The sequence below is a fragment of the Pseudomonas sp. NFPP24 genome, from assembly GCF_900112095.1.
GTDB classification, from domain to species: domain Bacteria; phylum Pseudomonadota; class Gammaproteobacteria; order Pseudomonadales; family Pseudomonadaceae; genus Aquipseudomonas; species Aquipseudomonas extremorientalis.
In genome coordinates, this window is the sequence record NZ_FOKD01000005.1 from 223227 (window position 1) to 246624 (window position 23398).

19 protein-coding genes are annotated in these 23398 nt (G+C 62.1%); 3 read left to right on the top strand and 16 right to left on the bottom strand.

The window, feature by feature from the left end:
• Positions 1 to 76 precede the first annotated feature (76 nt).
• The 8 genes from BM026_RS12645 to gspG all read right to left on the bottom strand — a co-directional run bounded on the left by BM026_RS12645 (position 77) and on the right by gspG (position 10187).
• A complete protein-coding gene (locus BM026_RS12645) occupies positions 77 to 1264 on the bottom strand; it encodes a substrate-binding domain-containing protein (protein WP_071491222.1) in 1188 nt (395 codons plus the stop codon).
• Between the two features lie 324 nt (positions 1265 to 1588).
• Positions 1589 to 2800, bottom strand: coding sequence for a type II secretion system inner membrane protein GspF (gspF, locus tag BM026_RS12650; protein ID WP_093528789.1), 1212 nt, complete (start codon positions 2798 to 2800; stop codon positions 1589 to 1591).
• Positions 2800 to 4218 (bottom strand): type II secretion system ATPase GspE, encoded by a 1419-nt coding sequence (gene gspE / locus BM026_RS12655; protein WP_093126624.1) that lies wholly within the window; start codon positions 4216 to 4218, stop codon positions 2800 to 2802. The genes gspF and gspE overlap by 1 nt, the downstream gene beginning before the upstream one ends.
• An 808-nt stretch (positions 4219 to 5026) precedes the next feature.
• Positions 5027 to 7303: a type II secretion system secretin GspD gene (gene gspD, locus BM026_RS12665; RefSeq protein WP_093528792.1), complete on the bottom strand. Its 2277-nt coding sequence runs from the start codon at positions 7301 to 7303 to the stop codon at positions 5027 to 5029.
• On the bottom strand, positions 7300 to 7812 hold the full coding sequence (gspM, locus tag BM026_RS12670; RefSeq protein WP_093126618.1) for a type II secretion system protein GspM: 513 nt from the start codon (positions 7810 to 7812) through the stop codon (positions 7300 to 7302). Before gspM ends, gspD begins: the two co-directional genes overlap by 4 nt.
• The gene (gene gspL, locus BM026_RS12675; RefSeq protein WP_093528795.1) at positions 7805 to 8863 is read right to left on the bottom strand and encodes a type II secretion system protein GspL; all 1059 of its coding nucleotides are present in this window, start codon (positions 8861 to 8863) and stop codon (positions 7805 to 7807) included. The genes gspM and gspL overlap by 8 nt, the downstream gene beginning before the upstream one ends.
• Entirely contained in the window at positions 8860 to 9729 is an 870-nt protein-coding gene (gene gspK / locus BM026_RS12680; protein ID WP_175507945.1) for a type II secretion system minor pseudopilin GspK, read from the bottom strand. The genes gspL and gspK overlap by 4 nt, the downstream gene beginning before the upstream one ends.
• An 8-nt stretch (positions 9730 to 9737) precedes the next feature.
• Entirely contained in the window at positions 9738 to 10187 is a 450-nt protein-coding gene (gene gspG / locus BM026_RS12685) for a type II secretion system major pseudopilin GspG (protein ID WP_093126609.1), read from the bottom strand.
• Between the two features lie 148 nt (positions 10188 to 10335).
• On the opposite strand from gspG, the gene gspI reads away from it, so the two are divergent.
• Entirely contained in the window at positions 10336 to 10701 is a 366-nt protein-coding gene (gene gspI, locus BM026_RS12690; RefSeq protein WP_058427240.1) for a type II secretion system minor pseudopilin GspI, read from the top strand.
• Here the strand turns inward: gspI and BM026_RS12695 are convergent.
• Positions 10688 to 11119: a type II secretion system protein N gene (locus tag BM026_RS12695; protein WP_093528801.1), complete on the bottom strand. Its 432-nt coding sequence runs from the start codon at positions 11117 to 11119 to the stop codon at positions 10688 to 10690. The genes gspI and BM026_RS12695 overlap by 14 nt on opposite strands.
• A 93-nt stretch (positions 11120 to 11212) precedes the next feature.
• Here BM026_RS12695 and gspH point away from each other — a divergent pair, with 93 nt between their 5' ends.
• Both gspH and BM026_RS12705 read left to right on the top strand, forming a co-directional pair.
• Positions 11213 to 11665 (top strand): type II secretion system minor pseudopilin GspH, encoded by a 453-nt coding sequence (gspH, locus tag BM026_RS12700; RefSeq protein WP_093528804.1) that lies wholly within the window; start codon positions 11213 to 11215, stop codon positions 11663 to 11665.
• Complete coding sequence (locus BM026_RS12705; RefSeq protein ID WP_093528807.1) at positions 11662 to 12258, top strand: prepilin-type N-terminal cleavage/methylation domain-containing protein; 597 nt, start codon at positions 11662 to 11664, stop codon at positions 12256 to 12258. The genes gspH and BM026_RS12705 overlap by 4 nt, the downstream gene beginning before the upstream one ends.
• 31 nt (positions 12259 to 12289) lie before the next feature.
• Here the strand turns inward: BM026_RS12705 and BM026_RS12710 are convergent, their stop codons facing one another.
• The 7 genes from BM026_RS12710 to BM026_RS12740 form a co-directional block, all read right to left on the bottom strand.
• On the bottom strand, positions 12290 to 12541 hold the full coding sequence (locus tag BM026_RS12710) for a helix-turn-helix domain-containing protein (RefSeq protein ID WP_093528810.1): 252 nt from the start codon (positions 12539 to 12541) through the stop codon (positions 12290 to 12292).
• Between the two features lie 202 nt (positions 12542 to 12743).
• Positions 12744 to 13331: a hypothetical protein gene (locus BM026_RS12715; RefSeq protein ID WP_093528813.1), complete on the bottom strand. Its 588-nt coding sequence runs from the start codon at positions 13329 to 13331 to the stop codon at positions 12744 to 12746.
• Between the two features lie 2 nt (positions 13332 to 13333).
• Entirely contained in the window at positions 13334 to 13960 is a 627-nt protein-coding gene (locus BM026_RS12720; RefSeq protein WP_093528816.1) for a hypothetical protein, read from the bottom strand.
• Positions 13961 to 14247: 287 nt separating this feature from the next.
• Entirely contained in the window at positions 14248 to 14679 is a 432-nt protein-coding gene (locus tag BM026_RS12725; RefSeq protein ID WP_093528819.1) for a hypothetical protein, read from the bottom strand.
• 310 nt (positions 14680 to 14989) lie between these two features.
• A complete protein-coding gene (locus tag BM026_RS12730; RefSeq protein WP_256575520.1) occupies positions 14990 to 15475 on the bottom strand; it encodes a hypothetical protein in 486 nt (161 codons plus the stop codon).
• A gap of 17 nt (positions 15476 to 15492) precedes the next feature.
• Positions 15493 to 21543, bottom strand: coding sequence for a two-partner secretion domain-containing protein (locus BM026_RS12735; RefSeq protein ID WP_093528825.1), 6051 nt, complete (start codon positions 21541 to 21543; stop codon positions 15493 to 15495).
• 22 nt (positions 21544 to 21565) lie between these two features.
• Entirely contained in the window at positions 21566 to 23260 is a 1695-nt protein-coding gene (locus tag BM026_RS12740) for a ShlB/FhaC/HecB family hemolysin secretion/activation protein (RefSeq protein WP_093513716.1), read from the bottom strand.
• Positions 23261 to 23398 lie beyond the last annotated feature (138 nt).

A 23398-nucleotide genomic window follows, 5' to 3' on the forward strand; every position in this document is an offset into this window, starting at 1 on the left:
GAACAGCACAAACGCAAAAATCAGCAACGGCGCAGGCCGTTGCTGATCAGGTGTTGCGGGTCTTTGAAAGCGTGGGTTACAGCGGACGACCGATGCCGTTGCAGACGTTGGTGTTGCCGATGCTCAGGGCATTGGTGGCGGTCAGGAAGCTACCGCGAATAGCGATTTTCCAGTTGTTTGGCAGTGGCACGAACGCGTTGGCTTCGATCGCTGCGTCGTTGTTGGCAGACGAACCGTAGTGCTTGGTGAAGAAGTCACGCACTTGGGTGGTCTGGGTGGCATCGGCGTAGCACTGGCTGAAGATCACGTTGGTGAAGCCCAGGATCGGGTAGCCCGACGTTGGGTAAGGCACCACACCCGCGGTGTTGGCTTTGCCGAACACGGGAACCCAAGCGTCAGGGTTGCCACGGTCAGCGACAGCAGGCAACGGCACGGCATTGATGGCAGCGGATACGTTGCTCGCTTTCGGCGATACACCCTGGACCGCCACACCGTTGACCACGTCCTTGCCCACGCGAGCGACTTTAGTTGCGTCATCCAGACCGGCCAGGGTCGGGGCGGCGAAGTCAGGGCTCATATAGGTGATACCGCCGTCGGTACCGGCCAGGGTGGTCATCACGCCTTGGCTGCCAGTTGCGGAAACCGCGCCGGCAGGCAAACCACCGGTGTAGCTGGTGCCGAAGGTGGTGGTGACATTGAAGGTGCCGGTTTCAGCGCACTTGGCATTCAGGAAGCGCGTGAACAGTTCGGTGGTGCCACTGCTTTCGCTGCGGTAAACCACTTTGATGGCGCCACTGCGACCCGAACCTGTGATACCGCTCCAGTCGGCGATACGGCCGGAGAACACACCGCACAGCTCGTTGATGCTCAAGTCAACGGCCGCAGTCCCGCTTTTGTTGAACGGGATGGCAACCGAAGTACCCACCGATGGCACTTGGATCAGCTTGCCCCAGGCAGGTTGCTTGGCCGACGCATACGTCGACAGTTCAGTAGCGCTCAGCTTGGAATCGCTGCCCGCCCAGTGCACGTTCAGGTTGGAAACGCCAGCCTTCAACTTGGTGTAGTCGTTGGTCAGGAAAGCTGCCTTGCCATTGCCGCTGCCCACACCGATGTACGGGGCAAAACCTGCGGTCAACACGCCAGACGTCTGGTACAGCGCTTGTGGCAGGGTTGCGCCGCCGCCGTTGATGTCAGCCATTGCAGCCTGGGCCGAGCACAGTGCAGCGAGGGTCATGGATACCGCGAGAACGTTGCGCTTAAACATGAAGAATCTCCTTTCGTCGTGTTTGTACGTTTGGGGTAGAGGGCTCTTGCATGACGCCATGGCTTCGGTCCCGAGCCGTGTTCAGGGGGGTGGCCAGGGGTTAAAACCATGGGACAGAAATTCGCAGTTTCCGATGACGTTTATAGGAAAAAACCTCGGGAGGAACACCTTGATTTTTAAAAAGATTCTCGGGTGTTCCGGTCATGATTCCGAGCGCTTTGGGCGCAGGTGACAGTCAGGTTTCAGCGCGTATGGCTGGAGGCGGCATGGGCTGTCGGAATGTGACGGAACGAGGAACCCGAGGTTGGACGGGAGCAGGTGCGGTCAGGTGACCAGTTGGTTGATCTCGATGATCGGCAGCAACACCGCCATGACGATCACCAGCACCACGGCCCCCATCACCACGATCATCAGCGGCTCCAGCAACGCGGTCATGCCCATGGCACGCCGTTCGATATCCCGCGACAGTGTCTGCGCCGCGCGCTCCAGCATGGGCGGCAGCGAGCCGGTTTTCTCGCCGCTGGCGATCAGGTGGATCAGCACCGGCGGGAAGACCTTTTCCACCGCCAGCGCCGGGGCCAGGTTGACGCCCTCGCGCACCTTGGCGGTGGCATCGCTGACGCACTGGTCGAGCCGGTCGTTGGACAAGGTTTGCCGCGCGGCCTCCAGGGCACGCAGCAACGGCACCCCGGCACCGCCGAGAATCGCCAGGGTCGAGGCGAATCGTGCCGTGTTCAGGCCCAGCACGAAGCGCCCGATCAGCGGCAAACGCAGTACGCGACTGTGCCAATTCAAGCGCGCCACGGAATTGCGCAGGTACAGGCGCCAGCTCCAGAAACCACCGACGATCCCGGCAAGACACAGCCAGCCCCAGGCGCGGATGAAGTCACTTGCGTTGAGCATCGCCAGGGTCAGCCCCGGCAGGTCCTGGCGGGCCTGGGAGAACGCGCTGACCACCTGGGGCACCACGTAGCTCAGCAAGAAAATCACAATGCCGATGGACACCAGCCCCACCACACCGGGGTAGATAAACGCGGTGAGGATTTTGCCACGCAGGTTGTTGCGCTCCTCGATGTAGTCGGCCAAACGCTCCATCACCTGGGCCAGGTCACCGGACTCCTCCCCCGCCGCAATCAGCGCGCGGTAGATCGACGGAAAATCCCGAGGTCGCGCCGCCAACGCATCCGCCAGGCGCATGCCGCCCCGCACATCGGCGCGCACGGCGGCCAGGGTCTGGGCGATATGCTTTTTCTCGGCCTGCTCCACCGTGGCACTCAGCGCGGCTTCCAACGGCAGGCTCGCACCCAGCAGGCTCGCCAGTTGCCGCGTGGCCCAGGCCAGGTCGTTGTCCGACAGTTTGGCGCTGAACAGGCTGCTGCCCGTCGCGGCCTGCTGATTGCCTTCGATCTGCACCAGCAACGCGGTCAAACCGCGACTGCGCAGGTTGGCAAAGGCTGCGCTCTGGCTGTCGGCCTCCACATGCCCGGCCTCGACTTTGCCGCTGCTATCGGCGGCTTCATAGCGATAGCGATTCATCAGGCGTCCCGTGTCACACGCAGGATTTCTTCGGGGGCGGTGGCACCGCTGCGCACCCAGCGTTCACCGTCTTCACGCATGCTCAACATCCCGGCGCGGCGCGCGGCCAGGCGCAGGTCCTGCTCGTTGGCGCCCTCATGAATCAGGCTGCGTACCGCATCGTCGACACAGAACAACTCATGGATCCCGGTACGTCCGCTGTAGCCGACCTGGTTGCATTGCGCGCAGCCGACCGGGCGCCAGGTGCCGGGCGCGGCGGGGTCTTCCTGCTTGCAGTGCGGGCACAGGCGCCGTACCAGGCGCTGGGCCAACACCCCCAACAGGGACGACGCCAGCAGGAACGGCTCCACGCCCATATCGATCAGGCGGTTGACCGCCGACACCGCATCGTTGGTGTGCAGGGTCGCCAGCACCAGGTGACCGGTGAGCGAAGCCTGCACGGCGATTTGTGCGGTCTCCAGGTCACGGATTTCGCCGATCATGATGATGTCCGGGTCCTGGCGCAGGATCGCACGCAGGGCCAGGCCGAAGGTCATGTCGATCTTGGCGTTGACCTGGATCTGGCTGATACCCGGCAGGTCGTATTCCACCGGGTCTTCCACGGTGAGGATATTGCTGGTGCTCGCATCCAGCCGCGCCAGGGCGGCGTACAGGCTGGTGGTCTTGCCACTGCCGGTGGGCCCGGTGACCAGCACGATGCCGTGGGGCTGGCGGATCAGCGTATCCAGGCGCGCCAGCAGCTGCGGCTCCATGCCCAGGGTTTCCAACTGCAGGCGCCCGGCCTGTTTGTCCAGCAGGCGCATGACCACCCTTTCGCCATGGCCGGTGGGCACCGTGGACACGCGAATATCGATGGGCCGCCCGGCCACGCGCAGGGCGATACGGCCGTCCTGGGGCAGGCGTTTTTCGGCGATATCGAGTTGGGCCATGATCTTGATCCGCGAGACCAGCGCGCCATGCAGTGCCTTGCGTGGCGAGACCACGTCACGCAGGGTGCCGTCGACACGGTAGCGCACCACGGAATGGGTTTCGTAGGGCTCGATGTGGATGTCGCTGGCTTCGTCGCGGGCAGCCTGGGTGAGCAAGGCGTTGATCATGCGGATTACCGGGGCGCCGTCCTGGGTGTCCAGCAGGTCGGTGATTTCGGGCATGTCTTGCATCAGGCGGTCGAGGTCGACCTCGTTTTCGGCGGCGCCGACGACGGCAGCGGCGCTGCCGGTGTCGGCGTACGCGCTGGTGAGCAGGCCGTCGAGTTCGTCGTCGCGGACCTGTTCGAGGTGGGTTTGGCCGAATTGGCGGTGGACTTCGCTGATGGACCAGCCGGGGGTCGAGGGGCAGACCGTCAGCAGGTGGCCTGCTTCGGTGGGGCGCAGGAGAATGCGTTGGGATTTGGCCCAGGCGTAGGGCAATAGGCTCATTGGGTTGGACCTGTTTTTAGGTGTACATATCCGTTTTTTGGGTAACGGCGGCTTATGGTTCCGCCCTTACGGCGGCTCACTTTTGAAGAGCGCAAAAGTAAGCAAAACGCTCTTGCCCCAACACTCGGCACCTCGCTCAGGCTCGGTGTGCCCGTAATCCGACAGTGATTTGGGGGGCCGCCGCCACGCGCCATCCATGGCGCGGGGCGGCTAAACCGGCATCCCTGCCGGTTTACCCCCCAAATCCCTGCCGAATTCCGGCCAGCGTGTTTGACGGGGCGCCTCAGATCAAAATCAAAAGCAAAGCGCGGCGGCCTGGTAGCCGACCGGATCGTTGAGGCGTGCGCGTTCCCCCTGAGCCGGGCTTGCCCGCGATGGTTGTTAACGATGACGTGGGAAACCAGAATGCACACGGCGCGCTCACTGGTATTAGGGCTGCTTCGCAGCCCAACGCGGGGCAAGCCCGCTCGCCACAGTAAGGCGGCGACACAGAACAAAAAACGTATCCACGATGCGCAGCGAGTCGCTCTTGATCTTGCTCTTCGGCGCCCCGTAAAACCACGCTGGCCGAACGCAGGCTTGAATCCGTGGGTAACCCGGCAGGACGCCGGGTTAGCCGCACTGGGCCATGGATGGCCCATTGCGGCGGCCCACGGATTCAAGCCTTCGTTACGGCACACCGAGCCTAGGCGAGGTGCCGAGTGGTGGGGCGAGGACCTTTTGGTTACTTTTGGGTCCTTCCAAAAGTGACCCGCTGTAAGAGCGGAACCATAAGCCGCCGTTACCGCAGCAACGGATATGTACTCAATCACCGTCTCCCCCCAGAACCAGGAATCGCCTTGTCCACAGAAGGCAACTGCGGCGCCTGCACATCCGGCATCGCCCAACTGTGCTCCGGCTGCAACCCCCCTTGCGCCCTGCGCATAAACTCATACCGATTCAACGTAATACTGCGCCCCGCCCCACTGTCCCGAATAATGTAGGGCCGCAAAAACACCATCAGGTTAGTCTTGTTCACACTGCGCTTCTCATTGCGAAACAACGCCCCCAACCCCGGAATATCCGATAACCACGGCACCGCATCATTGCTCTGGCTATACCCATCCTGCAGCAACCCACCGAGCACCATGATTTGCCCGTCATCCAGCAAAATACTGGTATCGATCGCGCGCTTGTTGGTCACCGTACCCGCCTCCACCGACGCCCGCGCATCCACGGTGCTGACCTCCTGGTAGATATCCAGCTTCACGGTGCCGCCTTCGGAAATCTGCGGCCGCACGTTCAACTTGAGCCCCACCTCTTCACGCTGCACGGTCTGGAACGGGTTGTTGCTGGTGCCCCCGCCGCCGGTCACATAACTGCCGGTGACAAACGGAATGGTCTGGCCCACGAAAATGCTCGCCGCTTCGTTGTCCAGGGTCAGCAGGTTGGGCGTGGACAATATGTTGGTGCCGCCCTTGCTCTTCAACGCACGGGCCAACACCTTGAGGTCGAGCACCTTGCCGATGCCGGGAATATCAACCGTGCCGTTGACCACCCCCACATTCAGCCCCTTGGGCAGCACATCAATACTGGTGGGGCTATTGGGCTTACCATTCACGCCGCTACCGCCGAGGTTCACGCCACCAAACCCACCCTTGCCCCCCAGGTTGCCGGCCTGCCACTGCACGCCAAACTCGGTGGCATCGTCCTCGCCGACTTCCACGATCAGGCTTTCGATCACCACCTGGGCACGGCGCTGGTCGAGCATGTCGATGACTTCGCGCAGGTTGCGGTACAACGGGTCCGGCGCGGAGATCAGCAGGGTGTTGGTGGTGGCGTCGGCCTGGATCGTCACGCCGCCGGCACTGAACGCGGTGTCCTGGTCCTTGGGGGTGCCGTTGGTGCCGGTGGTCGAGCCGGTGGCCTGGCCATAACCCGACTGCACGCCGCTGCCGGTGGTCGTGCCGCTGCTGTTTTGCGCATTGCTCGCGCCTTGGGCGGTGTTCTTGCCATTGCCGCCCATGGCGCTGAGCTTGCCCCGGGCATCGTCGCTCACGCCGGAATCGCTCTCGCCGGTGAGCAAGCCGCGCAGTGACTGGGCCAACTTGCCCGCCTGGGCGTTGCGCAGGTACACCACGTGCATATTGCTGGGGTTGCTCTGGGCGTTGTCGAGTTTATAGATGAGGTTGCGCGCCAGTTCCGTGCGCTCCGGGCTGCCGGAGCGGATGATGATCGAGTTGGAGCGCGGGTCGCCGACCACGTTGATTTTCTGGGTCTGGTCGGCGCCCTGGGTGTCCAGCAGCTCGGAGACCATGGCGGCGATGTCCACGGCGATGCCGTTCTGCACCATCACCACATCGGTGTCGATGGCACTGGGGGTGTCGATACCGTTGATGATCTGCGCCACCCGCGCCAGGTTTTCCGCGTAGTCGGTGATGACGATGCTGTTGTTGCCGGGGTAGGCATTGATCGGGTTGTTCGGCGACACGATGGGGCGCAGCACCGGGATCAGGTTGACGGCGTTTTCGTATTGCAGACGGAAGGTGCGGGTCTGCATGCCACTGCTGCCAGCGCTGTAGATCGGCCCGCCGAGCAGCTTGGCATCGGCCTCGGGCACCACCTGGGCGACGCCGCCCACATCGACCACGCTGAAGCCCTGCATGCGCAACGCCGCCAGCAGCATGTCGTAGGCCTGATGCGCCGGCACCTGGCCTTCGCTGACCAGGGTGAGGTTGCCCTTCACACGCGGGTCGACCAGGAATTGTTGGCCGGTGGCGCGGGAGAGTGCGCGCACCACGGCCTGGATGTCGGCGTCGACAAAGTTGAGCTGCACCGGTTGGTCACCCAGCGGGTTGCGGGCGTTGACGGTTGCCGGGGCATGGCCGCGAGCACTGTTGGTGACGCGGTGCTGTACCGGCGCTTTGGGGGCGGGTTGGCTCTGGCGGTCGAGAACGGTCTCGCCACTGCGACGGGTGTCCGCCAGGGGCTGGCCGAGTTCGCTGTCCACCAGCAGCGGCTTGGACGCGTCCTGGTTGCTGCACGCACTCAGGGCCAGCACCAGCAACGGCGCGACCATACGGAAAGGGGGGACTGACCACTTCATGAAGCTTCCTTAGCGCCAAGCGCCTGATCCATGCGAACGGTCCCGGACACAGTGCCGGCCGAGTTGTCGACGGTATCGAGCACGCGCTGCAAATGCGCCTCGGACACCTCCAGGGAAAACGAACGGGCATTGCCCAGCAGCCAGCCCACCACCGCATCGGCCGGGGCGTTGTCCAAGGTCAGGCGCCACCCAGTGGGTTCGAGCGCCTGCAACTGGTAATGCCCCTGCAGACCGGCACTGTCCAGGGCCTGGCGCAGCGCGGCTTCGTCGCCCGGACTGGGCGCGGCGACGTCCTGCAACAACACTTGCAAGGCGGCGGCCTGAGCGCGCAGCTTGGGGGTTTCGGTCTGCCAGTAATCGATCTTCTTCAACGCGGGTTGCACCAGCACCAGCCAGGTCAACAGGCTGGCCAGGACCAGGCCGGCGCCGCCGAGCATGCGCTTTTCGTGCAGGGCCAGGCCGCTCCAGAACACCCGGGCCTGGCTGCGCAGTCGCTGGACTTTATTCATCGCCAGCTCCGGCTTTTTCTGCGGCTTGCGCGGGAGCAATGGTCCAGGCCTGGCCATCGCGGCTGGCGGTGAAACCGGCCTGGGCCAACGCCGCCTGCCATTCACCTTCGGCGGTCGGGTGACGGCTGTCGGCGAGCAGCTCGACACGCAAGCGTCCCTGTTCAAACGTCAGGTTGTCGACACTGCCGACCATGAACGGCAGGTTGCTGCCCACCAGTTGCAGCAGGCCGGGGAAGCGTTGGCCCGGGTCGGCGGCCGCGCCGGTCTGGCGTGCGGCCAATTGCTGGCGGGCCTGTTGCAAGGGGTTGAGCACCACCGGCAACGCCGGAAACGCCTGGCGCACCTGCTGGCTCATCAGTGCCTTGAGTCGCTGGCCTTGCTCCACCTGACGCGCGGCATACAGGTTGAGGCCCAGGGTCCAGATGGCGATGGCCAGCGCCACGCAGGCCAGTGCCCTGCCCCATCCGCCGGTCGAGGGCTGTGTGAGGCGACCCTGCAACCCCCATGTGGGCACCGGCCCACTCCAACGCTGCGCCGCTGCCACCAATGGCAGGTCCAGCGCCTGCAAACCCAGCGGGTGCACCGTGCCTTGTTGCAGGCTGTCACGGGTCAGCAGGTAGCCGTCATCCAACGCAGCGGCGCCCACCGGCAACGCATAGGGTGCCGGGTACAGGCCGCGCAGCTTGAGCGGCAACTGCGCCAACCGCTCCAGCCCGGCCTTGGGCACCCAGGCCACCTGCACGCGCCCATCGCTTTCACGCGGGCCGTGGGCCACCTGCATCTGTTCAACCGGGCCGAGGATCAACGCTTGTGCGGCACAGGCCACGGCGGCGGCGGTCTTCGCCGCCGGCAATGGCGGCAGTTCCAGGCTGGTCAGCAGGCTGTCCCGCGGATGCAGGAAACAGTCCGCTGCCTGGCGTGACTGGCCCAACTGCGCCAGGCTGGCGTCGCCCTCTTCAATGACCACGCCACGCTCCACCCAGGCAAACCGGACCTGGCTCTGCGCGCTCAATTGATCCAGTGGCGGCAAGCCAATGCGCAAGCGTTTCATACGCCCACCCGCGCCCAGGTCACCCGGGGCTGCCGGTCTTCGGGGCGGTGCAACAAGGCGTCGAGGCTGACCCGCCGCTGCTCGCGCCGCGCCTGGCCCCGCACGCGGAACCACTCGCTGGTGATGCCCACCTGCACCGAATCCACCGCCACTTGCGGCAAGTGCAGGCGGTTGACGAAATCACCCCGGTTGATAAACCACTGCCCGCTGTCACGCTCGGCCACCAGCCCTCGGGCCTGGGACAGACTGAGCTGGGGCACCACCGCACTGAGCACTTCGGCGCTGGCGGTGTTGCCGTTGACCCAGGTCGGGCCGGGCAGCACGCTGATATAGGCCTGCATGCGCTGCAACACCAGGGGATCAAGGCCTTCGATCCCGCTCAGCTCATCCAGGCTGCGCAGCATCGGGGATCTGGCGGGCGGCTCATAAGAGGCAATCACCCGCCGACTGATGCGTTGACTTACCGCAGGGTCGACGCCGATCAGGCGGCACAGCCGTTCAAAACTCTGCAATTGCTCGGTGTCCACCTGCTGGCGGTTGACCAGGTTGCGCAGGTTGAACTTGCCCTGTTCGTCCTCGATCCGCCCCTCGAAGGCCCCCCCTTGGGCACGCGCCCAGGGTTGGTCGAGACGGGTCAGCACGTCCTTCTGGCGAGCGTCCCAGAGCATCTGCCGGCTGCGCTCCAGGCCGCCCTGCAACAACCATTGGCCCTGGATGCGCAACTGCTCGGCTTCGAGGCTGCGGGTAAATACGGTCTGGCGCGTGAGCATGGCGCCGGCCAATACCGCCACCACCGCTGCGATCAGCAAGGCGCTGATAATCGCCATGCCGCGCTGCTTCGCCACTGGGGGCGAACACCGTTTCATGGCGGGCCTTAGAGCTGCCAGGAGCCGATATCGGCATTCACGCCATCGCCATCCGGTTGGCCGTCGGCGCCGAGGGAAAACACATCCACCTCACCATTGGCGCCCGGGTTGAGGTAGTGATACGGGTGGCCCCAGGGGTCGTTGGGCAGGCGATCCAGGTAGGCGCGCCAGTTGCTGTTCTTGGCGTCGGCCGGGCGTTCCACCAACACCTTGAGGCCCTGGTTCATGCTCGGGTAAGTGCCGTGGTCGAGGCGATAGAGTTTCAGCGCCTGCATCAACCCGCCGATGTCCTGCCTGGCCGCCGTGGCCCGCGCCTGGTCCGGCCGGTCAAGCACCTTGGGCACCACCATTGCGGCGAGGATCCCGAGGATGACCACCACCACCATGATCTCGATCAAGGTGAAGCCACGCTGCCTGTGAGGGCCTGGCAATGGGGACGTTAGGCGCGCGATATCCATCTCGACATTCCTTGGCTTGAGTGCAGTTCGTGGCGCAGTGTTGCAAGAACACATGTCAGTCGTATTGAAATTCCTCGGGAGTTTCAGTCGCCAATCGGTCAACTCCCGGCGCTAGTCTGCGGGCCTGTTTCCCGGCTTTGAGAGCGCCATGTACGGCCGTCGCAAGGAGCAAGGTTTCACCCTGATCGAAGTGCTGGTGGCGCTGGCGATCATCGCCGTGGCCATGGCCGCCGCCGTGCGCGTGGCCGGGTTGATGACCCAGAGCAACGGCCTGCTGCGGGACAAATCCATCGCGTTGCTGGCGGCGCAGAGTCGCCTCGCCGAACTGCGCCTGGAAGGCCACCTGCGCAGCGGCAAGAAGACATTCACCTGCGATCAAGGCCGCCTGAAACTGCGCTGCGAACAAACCATCAACGCCGACGGCCGTCTGTTCCAGGTCAACCTGCAAGTGCTCGACGCCAGCCGCGAAGCGCCGCCCCTGGCGCGGCTGGACACCCAGGTCATGGCCGAGTGAGCAGCGGCAACGCAGGCCCCGGCGGCAACTTGTCGAGGTTGACGCGCTGCTTCTCGCCGCCGCGCTCGATCTCCACCCCGTCGCCTTCAATGGCCGTCAGCCGCACACCGGGGCTGAGGCGTTCACCCACTAGAAAGCTGCGCGGCGGGCCATCGTTGAGACTCAGGATCGCCACCGCACCACGGGCACCTGCCAACACGCCAGTGACTTTGACTTGCAGCGCTGTCGGCGCATTGGAAAACCATTGCAGCGCCGGGTTATCGCTGCGCGCCGCCAGTGCCTGGGGCGTGGCTTGCGGCGTGTGGGATTCGGCGCTGGTGAGCAGCAGCGGCGTCCATACCGCCACGCCCGCCAGGGCACCCAGCACACCCAGCGCCTGCACGCCGTGGGCCAGGGTGAAACGAGGGGCAAATGTCATGGGGAGGACCTCCTGTTTGTCCGTCGCACCAGCCTACAGGTCAATTCGCACGCTTTTATTTCACACACTCCCCAGTTCTCCAGGTAGCCCGCGATGAAACAGCAAGGCTTCACCCTGATCGAGCTGATGGTGGTGCTGGTGATCATCGGCATCGCCAGCGCCGCCATCAGCCTCACCATCAAGCCCGATCCGCTGCACCTGTTGCGCAAAGACGCCGAACGCCTGAGCCAACTGCTGCAAGTCGCCCAGGCCGAAGCCCACGCCGACGGCCGCCCCATCACCTGGCGCGCGGATGCCAAGGGGTTTCGCTTCAACCGCCAGCGGGACGACGGCCAGGGCCTCGATACCTTTGAAAACGACGACCCGTTGCGCCCACGCCTGTGGGAAAGCACGCCGATGCAGATCAGTCTCGAGCCCCGGCAAACCCTGGTGCTCAACGCTGAATGGATCAACCCACCGCTGCGCATGGTGCTGTCCGACGGCCAACACAGCGTCAGCCTGCAACGCGACGCCGCCGGGTTGATGCGCGTAGTGAGTCAACCATGAAGCCGTCACAGCAAGGCTTCACGCTGATCGAAGTGATGGTGGCGATCATGCTCATGGCCGTGGTCAGCCTGATCGCCTGGCGCGGGCTGGACAGCGTCACCCGCGCCGATCAGCATTTGCAGGCAAGCACCGAACAGACCGAAGTGTTGCTGCGCGCGCTGAACCAGATGCAACGGGATATCAGCCTGCGTGCCAGCGTCGAACTGACGCCCCCTGAAGCCACACAAACGGAGGGATTGGCCGCCGTGACCGTGCGCAGCTCCGACAGCAAGGGCTTTCGCCTCGACGTGATCCGCAGCGCCCCAATGGCAGGCGACGGCCTGCAACGGGTACGTTGGTGGCTCAAGGGCGACGCACTCTACCGCGCCGCCGCCCCCGCACGGGACCGCTACCCCCTGCCGGCGGCAAAGGACGGCGTGGTGGTACTGACCGGCGTCAGTGACCTGCAGGTACGCGTATGGGAAGCGGAAAAAGGCTGGCGGCAACTGAGCGGCAATCGCCGCGAAGACCCGTTGGGACTGGAGATCAGCCTGGTGCGGCAGACACCGCAGGGGGTGGAAAAATACCGGCAGGTGGTGGGACCCTTGAAATAGAGGCGGCCCTTTGACCGCCCCACCACTGTCATCATCCGCGCTCGCCGGTCTCAAGCCACACTTTGCTGACGCTCAAGGTTGTCGCCAGCTTTTCCACGCGATCCACTGGCAGCCCCCGTGAAAACCAATTGTTGAGGCACTGCGGGCTGACGTGCATCCATTCGGCAAAGGCCGTGGGCGGGATGCCGTAGGTGTTGAGCACCAGACGCAGGCGCTGGCCGGAATGAAGGGTCGGGGGTTGTGGTGGGGTGTGGCGCCGGGGGGATTTTTTCCGGGTATGCATGAGGGGGCGGCTCCCTGCCGTGGTGGATTGCTCCGTGAACTATAAAACAGCGCAGGCATGAAACAGCAGGTGTCTGGGAGGGCTGGAAAAGCATAAAACGAAATGACCTACATATTGCAGGGAGCAATTCCTACGGCTCGATAGGAAGCTGAACGCCGGTCACGGCTGATCGACGTTCGGGTTGAACTGACTTGACCGCGCATTACAACAATCGGCGTTGCACCGCTTCTTCCAGGGTACTGCGGGTCAAGGCATGCACCACGTCCTGCGTGTTCTTCTGGAAAGGAATGGCGACGATCAACACCGCATGCATCCAGGTACGTACCGACTCGCTCTTGCGCACGCGTCCCAATTCCTTGCCGTCCTTGCTCTTGAACACAGTCTCCAGGGTGAAGGTGTTTTTCGCCGTCGAAGGGATGATGAAAAACGTCACCCCGGTGATGAATGCCGACGCCAGGCTGAACTGTTCGTTGTTATACAAGGTGGCTTCGGCATAGATGTCCGACTCGAGCTTATCGGTACTGACCCGCGCAAAGCGCTCGGACTGTCGAAAACCCTCTGCCACCGCCGTCTCACTGGCAACCGCCATCGCCCCCGTCGCCGCACTGGCCGGGCCTCCATTGACCTGATTCAATACCGTGGTTCGCACAACAACCGTTGGCTTTTGCAACGGCGTATGGGCCGTTGGCGGCCAGGACTGCACAACGGGTAGTTCGTTCTGGGAATAGGACACGCACCCCGCTAGCAAGACGATAGCAAGGGTCACAACGGATTTGACAGAACGTTTCATCTTCACTCTCCCTTGGGTGGCACTTGCGCCAAACGCGCGGTCGCGCTGTCCAGCAGGCTTGAAACCAATACATTCAACTTCTTGGCCCCCATCACCGGCGACCAATACTCACGCCCGTACAGGCCCACATTGTGCTCAAACTTGATCTGGTCCTTCGCCGCTGCCAGTTGTTTACCGTCGCGATCGACAATCACGAGATCCCCGGCCAAATCGAAACTGTCCACATAGATCGGACCGTTCACCCAGATCCACAGCGTCAGGGTCAATAACGCGCCGGGTATATAACCTGGGTGCGGAGCGCGATGGCCCTTGAGAGAGGTCATCGTGAACTTGAGCATCACGTCCCTTTCCCCCAAACGCGTGGGGTACTCCGTCACCGTCTTGAAGTAGCCCCCCGCCTTGACGTACTCGTTGAGCTGGGCAGTGAGCGAACGACTGATGGCTGTGCGCGTGGCGTCATCCGTGCCAGGGATATCAATGGCAACATCAGCGATCTGCGCGGCATGAGGATGACTAGCCTCAGCAACATGCAGCGGCTTGCCCAGCGGGCCGGTGACGGTATAAGAGACGCAGCCGGTTATTGACAGTATTGTGACGAGGACAACTAGCGAGAATAGCTTTTTTAGCATGGTAGATCCTTGAGTACGGAAGATTCCCGATTGAGTTGGCGGGGTGTTGAAAAGGGGCAGAATGCGCACCCGGCTTCAAGCCCCGGCTGTTGTTGTTTACTTTATTTAGAGCGCAGCGATTCGCTGCGATGTATTAATCACATAGGTTTACTCGTACACGTTAATCGATGGGAAGCATTCACTTACCGCAAATGAAGCCACTAATTATCTGGAACAGCCTATTAAATAAGTCATTCCAGATAATTTTGTACTTTTATCAAACCTGCTGGATTCGGTTTACCCACCAGCTAAACTTCTATTTCACGTAGAAACATTTCGCCATCCAAATATTGCATCGCGCCCTCTACAATCGACAGGCATTCATTAGACTCAAGAAGGCTAAGTCCATAACCGCCAAAATCCAGATATACCCCAACGCAACCTTCATCGACGCTCTCAATTCTGTATTCGTACACGGCTAAAATCTTCTCCCCTAAAAACTTATCTAGACCATTTAAGGACCTAATCGGGTAGGCGAAATCATCACCAATCTCTGACAACTCGAGCAACATTGGCTCTGAATTGAGCACTTTAAACTTCGATACCCCCTCGCTAATCGTTAGCGACACCCACCCTGTGATAGACAGTTTAAAAAACAGCGCCAAAAACTCACAAACCAAATCTTCACTCATAAAAAAAGAACGAAATCTGATATCGCACAAAACCTCATTAATCAGCATTGACTCTAACCTCCCGACTTAAAACTTCGATGACTTCTCTGGAATTAGTGTATCAAACTCCTATTTTCCGTCCGGCAGCACCCTTAAGCTTGCAGTGTTATTAGTCTTGGAGCTTTGTACATGGACAAGATCGTAATTACCTCGAACGGTTGAACTGGGGATTAATGGGCTCACAAATGTAGCGATCTATAGAGTTACCTTAACCATTGCCTTAGCCTGTTCTACACCAATCTTACTTGCCTCATAGGGTAAGCACCCCTCACCATTTTTTGATCCCAGATCTTTATTGAGGTTAGTCGATTGCAGTCCCTCAGGGTCTGACCCCGTTTTCCTCCCCCCCTTTTCCGCCCAACAAAACAAACGTCAACCCTTCGCTGGCAATTATTTCATCTGGCACCCTATCACAAAAAAAGAGCTCATCCCCTAAATTCAAAATTGATAGAAACGAGTCATATTCAAACAACAACAAAACGCCTATCACTTTACGTTCTACCGAGGACTTTATAGCCGAGACCGAAAGCAATCTAAGCCCGACAACATCAAAAAAATAACCTCCACTAGAAACACAAAAATCAATCAATTTTCCGTACTCACCCAAATCGCATTCAGCAATAGTCGTTTCAGAAAAACATAGCGACACACCATCACTCCCGCAATATAGCCTCCCACTCTCCAAATCTTCAAATCGAAGAGAAACCTCTTGAGGAATCGAGCCTCTATAAGACTCGAACACATGAAGCAATGCATTTACTGAAAGCAGCTTACGTCCTAACGCCCTCACTAACCAAGCATTCATAAGACATGAAAGACTCATTACCTTACACCCCCCTTCAAAGCACTTTTTACAGATGTATTCTGAGTCACCCCATCTTTCAAGATAGTCACAAACGTTCCGTCAGGCTTGGTAACAACAACATCATTACCTTTGATCCTGAAGAATACATCTCCACGCGTACCATTTGTTCCTTGTCCGGAAAAAGTTCCAGGGATAACTTTATCTGGGTTATTCCCAATATCATTAATTTGATCAAGCACCATTTTCCGATCGGCTGAATTGGCCGCATTCCCACCATAGTCTTTAACATGTTTACCGAGTTTTGTACCTAGCTGGTTCGAGTCCACCTTAAAATCGGCATCAGCCCCGAAGCTATTGACGGGTAGAGATGTGCTTCCAGGCTTTGGTAGTAACCCAGCAGCTTCACCTTTCGCCCCCACACCCGCCACAGCCCGCCTATAAGCCACCACCCCCGCCGCAGTCCCCACCCCAACCGCCAGCGCGATCTTCAGGTTGTCCGCAATGTCCTGCGCCTGGGCATCGCTCAGTGCCCACTTCGACTTGAGCGACTCGACCATCGCGCCCACCGAGTGCTCGGTCGTGGCGGTCGCCAGCATTTCCTGAAATTCGTAATTGCCGTTGATCAGGCTCTGTACCGCCTCCCGTGCATCGGGCGAGGCGTAGTCGGCGATGTCGCGGATGGCATTCAGGTCCGCCAGGGTGTTGGCGACTTCTTTGGAGCTTGCCGCGCAGGAGCTGGGGTCGGCCTGGCAGCTGACGATGGCGTCAATGTCCTGCTGGAGGCTCAGTTCCTGGAATTTGCGCGTGGCGTCCTGGATACAGGAGGCGTCGGTGCATCGGGCTATCTGTTTGGCGGCCCGTTCCAGTTGGTTGTGTGACAGGTAGTTGTATTGCGTGGCGTTCTTCGCCACCCAGCTGCCGGTCTCCAGCTTGGCGGCGTCGGTGTCGCTTTGTGCCGCAGCCGCCAGCACGCCGACGATCTGCGAACTCATGGTGAGCAGGGTGTCGTTGCCTTTGACCAACGTATCCAGGTGGCCAACCAGTGCTTCGCTTGCCGCCGCCGCCAATGCGCCGGTCTTGAAGTCGCCGCCGGTGGCTTCGGCCAGCAAGCCACCGACCATGGCGTGGATCGCCACCTTGGGTAACGAGCCGTCCGCCAGGACGTTTTTCGTGTAGTCCCCTACCAGGTTGAAACTGGCCGCCGCCAAGGTGTTGAACAAGGCATTTTTCAGCGCGTCACTGACACTGCCGCCCTGCCCCAGGGCTTTGTTCAGCAACACAGAGGTGCCGTTCTGCAGCGCCTGGTTGGCCGCGAATTGGCCGACGCCGCTCCAGGTGCCCAGCGAGCCGGAGGTGGCCACTTTGCTGATGGTGGTATTGGTCTGCGCTCCGGTCCATGGGTCGAAGTAACCCACCGTCAGGCCGGCAGTGATCGCCGAAACCCCGTAGCCCTTCAGGGCATCGGACGACGTCACGTCCTTGAACACGGCACCGAGATTGCCCCGGTTGTTGACCACGCTGACACTGGCATTGGTCGAGGCGCCGGTCGCAACCGCACCGACCATGGCGCCGCCGACACCGCCGCCTGCTGCGGCCGTCGCCATGGGCCCGATGACCGCCGACATCACGATGGCAATGATCAGTTGCGAGGCCGGCCCCAGCCCGGAGTGGCTGTACTTGAAGCTGTCGTGGACCTCCCTGACCTGGCGCCAGTCCACATCCCCGCGCTGTTCTGCATCCTTGAGCCAAGCCAATTGCGGGTCGGCCTTGACCATCGCATCAATGGACTGGCTGACGCTCTGCTGATTGACCTGCTTGATGTCGATCTGCAAACCGTCGACGGCCTGGATCGCAATGGTGCCCCCGGCAACCAACTGGCTCTGGCGCAGCGTTTCGTCAGTGCTGCCCTTGCCCTTGGATGCCACCCAGAATGCGTTGTTGTTGGTCTTCTCGTGGCTCTCCTGATGCAGGTCTTTCACCGCTTCGAAGGTCACCGCCCCACCACTGGTGATGGCGATATCCGCCGCGCTTTCCAGCCTTGCCCCTTGATACAACTGAGCGCCGCCGCTGATCAGGTCGAGGTTGCCGCCTGTGGTGATCTGGCTGCCCACCGCACGCACGTCGGTGACTTCGTCGCGTTGGGTCTTGAGGGCGCCGAAGCTGCCTTTTTTCTTGTAGTCATACAGGCTGTAGTCGCTGTCATTGGCACTCAGCAGTTGCAACTGCCCACCCGCCACCAGATACGCATCCTTGCCGCTGCTGACCTGGCTGGCGTGCAGCACGATGTCTTGCCCCGCGCTGGCGTTCAGTTTGCCGCCGGCGGTGAGCTGGCTGCCCACGTGACGCACCTGGGTAGTTTGCTCATGCACCTTGGCGCCGCCGCGTTTGCTGTTGACCGCGTGATCGGTTTCGTTGGCGGCGGCCAACAGGTGAAGGTTGCCACCGGCGGCGACGGTCAGGTCTTTGCCGGCGTTGGCGTGGCTGGCCAATAGGGTGATGTCGCGCCCGGCATGCAGGCTCAGGCTGCCGCCGGCGTTGAGATTGGCGCCAAGCTGTTCGGTGCGGCTGTGTTGGGTGACCCGGTGGCCGCCGTTTTCCGTGGTGCGTACCTGTTGGGTGTCGGTGACGGCGATGAGGTTGATGTCGCGCCCGGCGCTCAGGCTGGCATCGCCAGCGCTGTTGATGTCGCCTCGGTTGGTGATGTCGCGCCCGGCGTTGAGCGTGAGCCGCTGTGCGGCGCTGATCTGGCCCGCCTGGTCGAGATGGGTGACAAGGGTGCCGTCCCCCTGGTGCTTGGCATGGGCGGTGCGGTCGTTGACGATGTCGCCGGTGACGCTGGTAAGTTCGATATGGCTGCCACGGATCTCGCCGGCCATCGCGTTGCGGATACTGTCGGTGGCCAGCAGGCTGATGCGTTCACCGGCGCTGAGCGTACCGCCATTGAGCAGGCGGCCGTCGGCGATGGCGGTCAGCTCCTGTGCCGCTTTCAAGGTACCGACATTGACGATGTCGCCACCGCTGACCAGGTTGATGTCCCGGCCTTGCACCAGGCTGCCCCCGCGCAGGTTATTGGCGTCGACCGTCGCCAGGTACAGCACCGGCACCAGCACGTCTTCACCCTGCACCTGGCGTTTTTCCATCCATACGATGTCGTGGGTCAGGGCCGCCACCTGCTGCGCGGTGAGGCCGACGCCGACGCTCAATTGCAGGCTGTCGCGGGCGCTGAGGCCGTTGTCCATCAGGTAGCGGAACTGTTCCTCGTCGCTCTCCAGCCCGGCGAGGAAGCGTTGCCCGGTCTTCGCCAGCACGGCGTCACGGATCAGGCGGCTTTCGTAGTAGCCGTCGCCCAGGCGTCGCCAGGCCACGTCGGTGCTGTAGCCGATCTTGTCGAGCAAGTACTGGGAACTGAGGAAGTTGGCCAGGTGGGTGAATAGAGGATTGGTTTCAATCAGGTAGGGGCTGCCCGGATTCTTGCTGGGGATAAACAGCCCGTATTTACCGCTGGGGAGTTGGAATTCCGGCGGTTGGGTCAGGTCATCGCTGAGGCGATCCGGGCTAAGTTCGAGGTCGTTGGGGTTGTGGCCAATGTCGCCGGTCAGTTGCGCCAGGGTGTTTTCCCGCAGGGTGCCGTTTTGCAGGTACTCGGTGGCCTGCAGGTTGAGGCGGCCGCCGGCTTGCAGCGTGGCGGCATAGACTTCGCGGCCATCCTCGCGCCAGGTGGTGAGGGTGCCGGGGTTGCTGAACCCCTCTCCGGTCGAGCGGGCCTTGAGTTCGGCAAAACGCACGGGGTCGAAGGGTGCGTTATTGAAGGCCGGCAGGTCGTGGAATTCCATCTGGTCCCACAGGGCTTTATCGATGCGACCGGGGGTGCCGATGATGGTGCTGGAGATGCCGGTCTGGGAGGCCGCGCCCTGGTTGATAAGGCGGTTGGCGGAAAGGTGCACGTCGCCATTGGCGGCGAGCAGGCTGTAGCGGTTCTCCAGGGTCTGCGCGTCGATGCGCAGGTCTTTGCCGGCCACCAGTCGCGCCGCCCTGGTGGAGTTGGGCGCGGCGGTTTCGCGCCAGATTTCGCTGATGTAGATAGTGCCGCGCTTGTAGCTGTCGTTGCCGTGGCAGTGCTGGCCGCAGACCCATTGGATACTGCCGCCGACCAGCTCGCGTTCGAGGACAAGGTGGGTGCGGGCGTTTTCAAACTCGCGGGCGTTGATGTGCAGGTTGCCTTCGGTTTCCACGCTGCCGGAGAGGTTGCTGAAGCGCGTGCCGGCGAAACTGAAGTCACCGACGCTGTAGAGGTCACCTTCAAGATTGCTGAAATGCTCGCCACGCACATGCAGGTCGCCGCCGCTGAACAGCAGGCCGCTGTTGGTGACGTTGGCAGTGAGCAGGAGGTTGCCTTGGCTGCCGAGCGTGCCGGGGTTATTCAGTTGAGCCGCATTGATCTGCATATGCCGCGCTGCGCTGAGCACGCCGAGGTTATGCAGTACATCGCGCACGCGCAGTTGGATGTCTTGGCCGCTGAGAATCTGGCCGTGGTCTTGGGTAAGGTTTGATGCGCTGATATGGGCATCGCCTTTGGCGGCGATCAGGCCGCTGTTGTTCAGGTCGCCATCGACCTGCAGGTGCAGGTGGTTGTCGCCGAGCAGTTCGCCCGCGTTGGTGAACGTGCCGGCCGCAATACTCAGCGCAGTGCCTGCCCCCACGATCTTGCCGCTGTTGTCGACGCTGTCGGCGACCAGGCTCAAATCGCCTTCGGCATGCAGCGTCCCGGCATGGTTGATGGCCTGTCCGGCGGCAATTTCAAGTTGGCCGGCGGTGACCACCTGGCCAGTGTTTCTCAGGTCCTGGCGGGCTTCGATCCTGGCGCTGTCGGCGGCGATCTGGCCGCTGTTATCGAGGCTGCCGCTGGTGATTTCCAGGTGGCCACTGGCATTGAGTTCACCCGGGTTATCCAGGCGCTGGGCCTTGATGCTCAGCTGTTTGCCCGCGATACGCCGGTCTTCCAGGATGCCGCTGACGACCTTGCCCTGGTTGCTCACCGTACTGCCTTCGAGGCTGACATTCCCGGCGCTGGCCAGGGTCTGCCGCACCACCAGATCGCCCTGGGCCTGCAGGTCGATATCAGCCATCGCAAAGGTCGGGCCTTGCAAGTCAATCGACGCGGCCTTGGCCGTGAGGGCGCCGACGCTGGTGGTGTGGGACAGGCTCAAGCCGCCATTGGCATTGATCACGATGTCGCCGGCGGTGCTGGCCATATCGCCCGCCAGCCTTACGCCGACGCCCTGCTCAGTGCCCACCAGGCGAATCGTCCCGGCGTACATGCCGCCGAGGGCGCTGGCATCAATGGCCAGTTGCGGTTTGTCCCGGCCATCTTCGGCATGGGCACGGGCCTGCAAGGTGTCGGCACTGACATCGTTACGGCCGGTGATAATGTTGAGCTGGTCGGCATGCAGTTGCGCGTTGAGCTTGGCCGTGCGGGTGATCAGATCGAACTGGCTGACATTGCGGGCATTGAGCCCGGCGCCCTCCAGCGCAATATCGCCGCCGTCTACGCGAAAGTGATCCAGCCGCCCACCTTCGATCACGGGCTTGCCGGTGGTCAGCGTCGCGCGCGGCGTATTGATAAACCCGCAGCCATTGCAGGTGATGCCGTGAGGATTGGCGACGATCACCCGCGCGGCATGCCCCGCCACTTCGGTGTAGCCCCCCAAGTGGCTGCGGTTGCCACCGGTGACTTCGTTGAGGATCACGCTGGCAGGCCGCCCTTGCAGGCCTGGGTTGCCGAGGATCACACCGCCCAGTTGAGTGTTTTGCGTGGCCTGGGTGGCGTTATTGAGGATCAGCCCGTTGCTGCCGACGTTGTAGTCGGTGAACAGGTTATGGGACAGCCCGCTGCCATTGGGCCCGGCGATATTCACCACCGGCACGCCGTTGGGCGCATGGCCGAGGCTGGTGCCGGGGCTGGCCGGGTCCACGCTCAGCTCGGCGGCGGCCGCGACAATCGGGTTGAGGAAGATGATGCCTGCGAGGCTCAGGGCCAGGCACTGGTAAAACGGGCGGCGCACGTCCATAGGCTAGGTTCCTTGTTGTTATTCAGAAAAACAGGTCGATTCGGGCGTAGATCGGGTGTTCGCGACGTTCAACGATGGCCGGGCGCTCCAGGGAGCGGGCGAGCACCAGCGAAGCGGCAAGGTGAGTACCGCGTGCGCTGAGCTCCCAGGCATGGCCGGTAAGGCGCCCGGCAACGTCAGGGTTGTGCGGGCCACGGCGGATCACTCCGACGTCGTAGCCAAAGCCCACGCCCACTTCGTGCACCCAGGGCCGCAGCGCGTCCCAGGCCACCGGTTGGCGCCAGCGCACCTGGCTGCGCCAGTAGCCGCCGCTATTGCCCGAAAGGTTCTGTTGCTGGAACCCGCGCACCGCACCGAGGCCGCCGACGCTCAGGCGTTGTGGCCCATAGAGTTCGTCTTCGGCGTGTTGGCCGGTGGCAAGGCTGTCGACACTCCAGTGCTGGCCCAGCCAGCGAAAGGCCTGCAAATAGCTGAGGGTCAGGGTGTATTTCTGATAGCGCGAGGTCGGCGCGCCGCGCTGTGTAGAGAGATCGCGCTGGGCGTCCAGGGCGCCGATGCCCTGTTGCCAGCCGGCATCGAGGTTGAGAAAGGCGTTGCCGATGCGGCGGCCATGGTTGAAGCCCAGTTGACGCTCCGTGATGCGATGGCTGGAGGTGCGCAGCAACGCGTCTTCCAGGTAGTTGCGGGTCCGCAGGTGGCTCAGGCCAAAGCTGAACGCCGTCTTGCCCAGGTTATCGCGGTGCAGCACGCGCTCGGCGCGCAACTGCTGGCTGGACGTCTCGCCTGACAGTGCGAAGGCAAACCCGGAAAGGTCGTTGCGCGTGCGGTAGAAGCTTTGGCTGTGGCTGACATTGAACGTCCACCAACCATACGGCAGGCTGTAGAACAGGTTCTGGCTGTGGGAATGGCGCCAGCGGTCGCTGACGGTGTCGCGGCTGGCCCGCAGGTTCAATTGATCCGCCAGGCCCAGGGGGCTGTCCCAATCCAGGCCGATACCGGCCTGCTGGCGACCGGTGCTGGCATCGCCATGGTTGTTGCGGTTGGCCGAGACACGCCAGGGTTCGCGGCGCTCACCTTTGAGCGTCACGCGGCTGCCCCCCACTGCCTGCCCCGGCAACACCTCAAGCTGCGGCTGGCGCGAGGGCAAGCGCGACAGTTGATCCACCCACTGCTCCAGCTCGCGCAGGTCGAGCACCTCCCCTACGGTGCCGGGAAAGGTCATGGCGGACTCCAGCGGGCTGGCCAGCGATGAGCTGTCGAGCCCTTCAAGGCGCCCTTCGACCACGATGATGTTCAGTTCGCCATGTTTCAGGTCCTGCTGTGGCAGGTAGGCGCGGGTGGTGACGTAGCCGCGATGCAGGTAGTGATCGGTGAGGCTTTTGAGCACGGCGTTGAGTTGAGGCACCCCCAGGCAACGCCCCTGCCAGGGTTGCAGCAGCGCCTCTCGCTGGCCTTCGGGCAGCAATGTCGCGCCTTCAATGTTGATACGCGTGACGGTGATGCACTGGCCGTCTTCCAGCAGCGCGGGAGCCGTTGGCACAGCGATTTGGCCGGGCAGGTTCTGCAGGTCTTCAAGGCGACGACGCTGCTCTTCCAACACTTGCTGCTGACGCTCACGGGCCAATTCGCGGTCGCCGGGCGACACGGGGGACGCGGCAAGAAGCGGACCTGAAAACAGCGCTATCCCCAGCAGCGCAGGTCGAAAAACAGCCGGCATCCTTTCACCCTCACACAGGTACTCAAATGGAAAGAGCACCCATGCTGCCGAGGCTGAAACGCTTAAGGAAAACAGGAAAGGTTACAAAAAATTCGGCGTTCCTGAGGGCGTCGCCCTGTCTGTCACACAGCCTCTGGA

Excerpts from the sequence above, each read along its gene's own strand:
- gspH (WP_093528804.1), top strand. The coding sequence starts at position 11,213 with ATGAAACAGCAAGGCTTCACCCTGATCGAGCTGATGGTGGTGCTGGTG.
- gspG (WP_093126609.1), bottom strand. The coding sequence starts at position 10,187 with ATGGATATCGCGCGCCTAACGTCCCCATTGCCAGGCCCTCACAGGCAG.
- gspK (WP_175507945.1), bottom strand. The coding sequence starts at position 9,729 with ATGAAACGGTGTTCGCCCCCAGTGGCGAAGCAGCGCGGCATGGCGATT.
- BM026_RS12740 (WP_093513716.1), bottom strand. The coding sequence starts at position 23,260 with ATGCCGGCTGTTTTTCGACCTGCGCTGCTGGGGATAGCGCTGTTTTCA.
- BM026_RS12645 (WP_071491222.1), bottom strand. The coding sequence starts at position 1,264 with ATGTTTAAGCGCAACGTTCTCGCGGTATCCATGACCCTCGCTGCACTG.
- BM026_RS12735 (WP_093528825.1), bottom strand. The coding sequence starts at position 21,543 with ATGGACGTGCGCCGCCCGTTTTACCAGTGCCTGGCCCTGAGCCTCGCA.
- BM026_RS12725 (WP_093528819.1), bottom strand. The coding sequence starts at position 14,679 with ATGCTGATTAATGAGGTTTTGTGCGATATCAGATTTCGTTCTTTTTTT.
- BM026_RS12710 (WP_093528810.1), bottom strand. The coding sequence starts at position 12,541 with ATGCATACCCGGAAAAAATCCCCCCGGCGCCACACCCCACCACAACCC.
- gspM (WP_093126618.1), bottom strand. The coding sequence starts at position 7,812 with ATGAATAAAGTCCAGCGACTGCGCAGCCAGGCCCGGGTGTTCTGGAGC.
- gspF (WP_093528789.1), bottom strand. The coding sequence starts at position 2,800 with ATGAATCGCTATCGCTATGAAGCCGCCGATAGCAGCGGCAAAGTCGAG.
- gspI (WP_058427240.1), top strand. The coding sequence starts at position 10,336 with ATGTACGGCCGTCGCAAGGAGCAAGGTTTCACCCTGATCGAAGTGCTG.
- BM026_RS12730 (WP_256575520.1), bottom strand. The coding sequence starts at position 15,475 with ATGAATGCTTGGTTAGTGAGGGCGTTAGGACGTAAGCTGCTTTCAGTA.
- gspL (WP_093528795.1), bottom strand. The coding sequence starts at position 8,863 with ATGAAACGCTTGCGCATTGGCTTGCCGCCACTGGATCAATTGAGCGCG.
- BM026_RS12720 (WP_093528816.1), bottom strand. The coding sequence starts at position 13,960 with ATGCTAAAAAAGCTATTCTCGCTAGTTGTCCTCGTCACAATACTGTCA.
- BM026_RS12715 (WP_093528813.1), bottom strand. The coding sequence starts at position 13,331 with ATGAAACGTTCTGTCAAATCCGTTGTGACCCTTGCTATCGTCTTGCTA.
- gspE (WP_093126624.1), bottom strand. The coding sequence starts at position 4,218 with ATGAGCCTATTGCCCTACGCCTGGGCCAAATCCCAACGCATTCTCCTG.
- BM026_RS12705 (WP_093528807.1), top strand. The coding sequence starts at position 11,662 with ATGAAGCCGTCACAGCAAGGCTTCACGCTGATCGAAGTGATGGTGGCG.
- BM026_RS12695 (WP_093528801.1), bottom strand. The coding sequence starts at position 11,119 with ATGACATTTGCCCCTCGTTTCACCCTGGCCCACGGCGTGCAGGCGCTG.
- gspD (WP_093528792.1), bottom strand. The coding sequence starts at position 7,303 with ATGAAGTGGTCAGTCCCCCCTTTCCGTATGGTCGCGCCGTTGCTGGTG.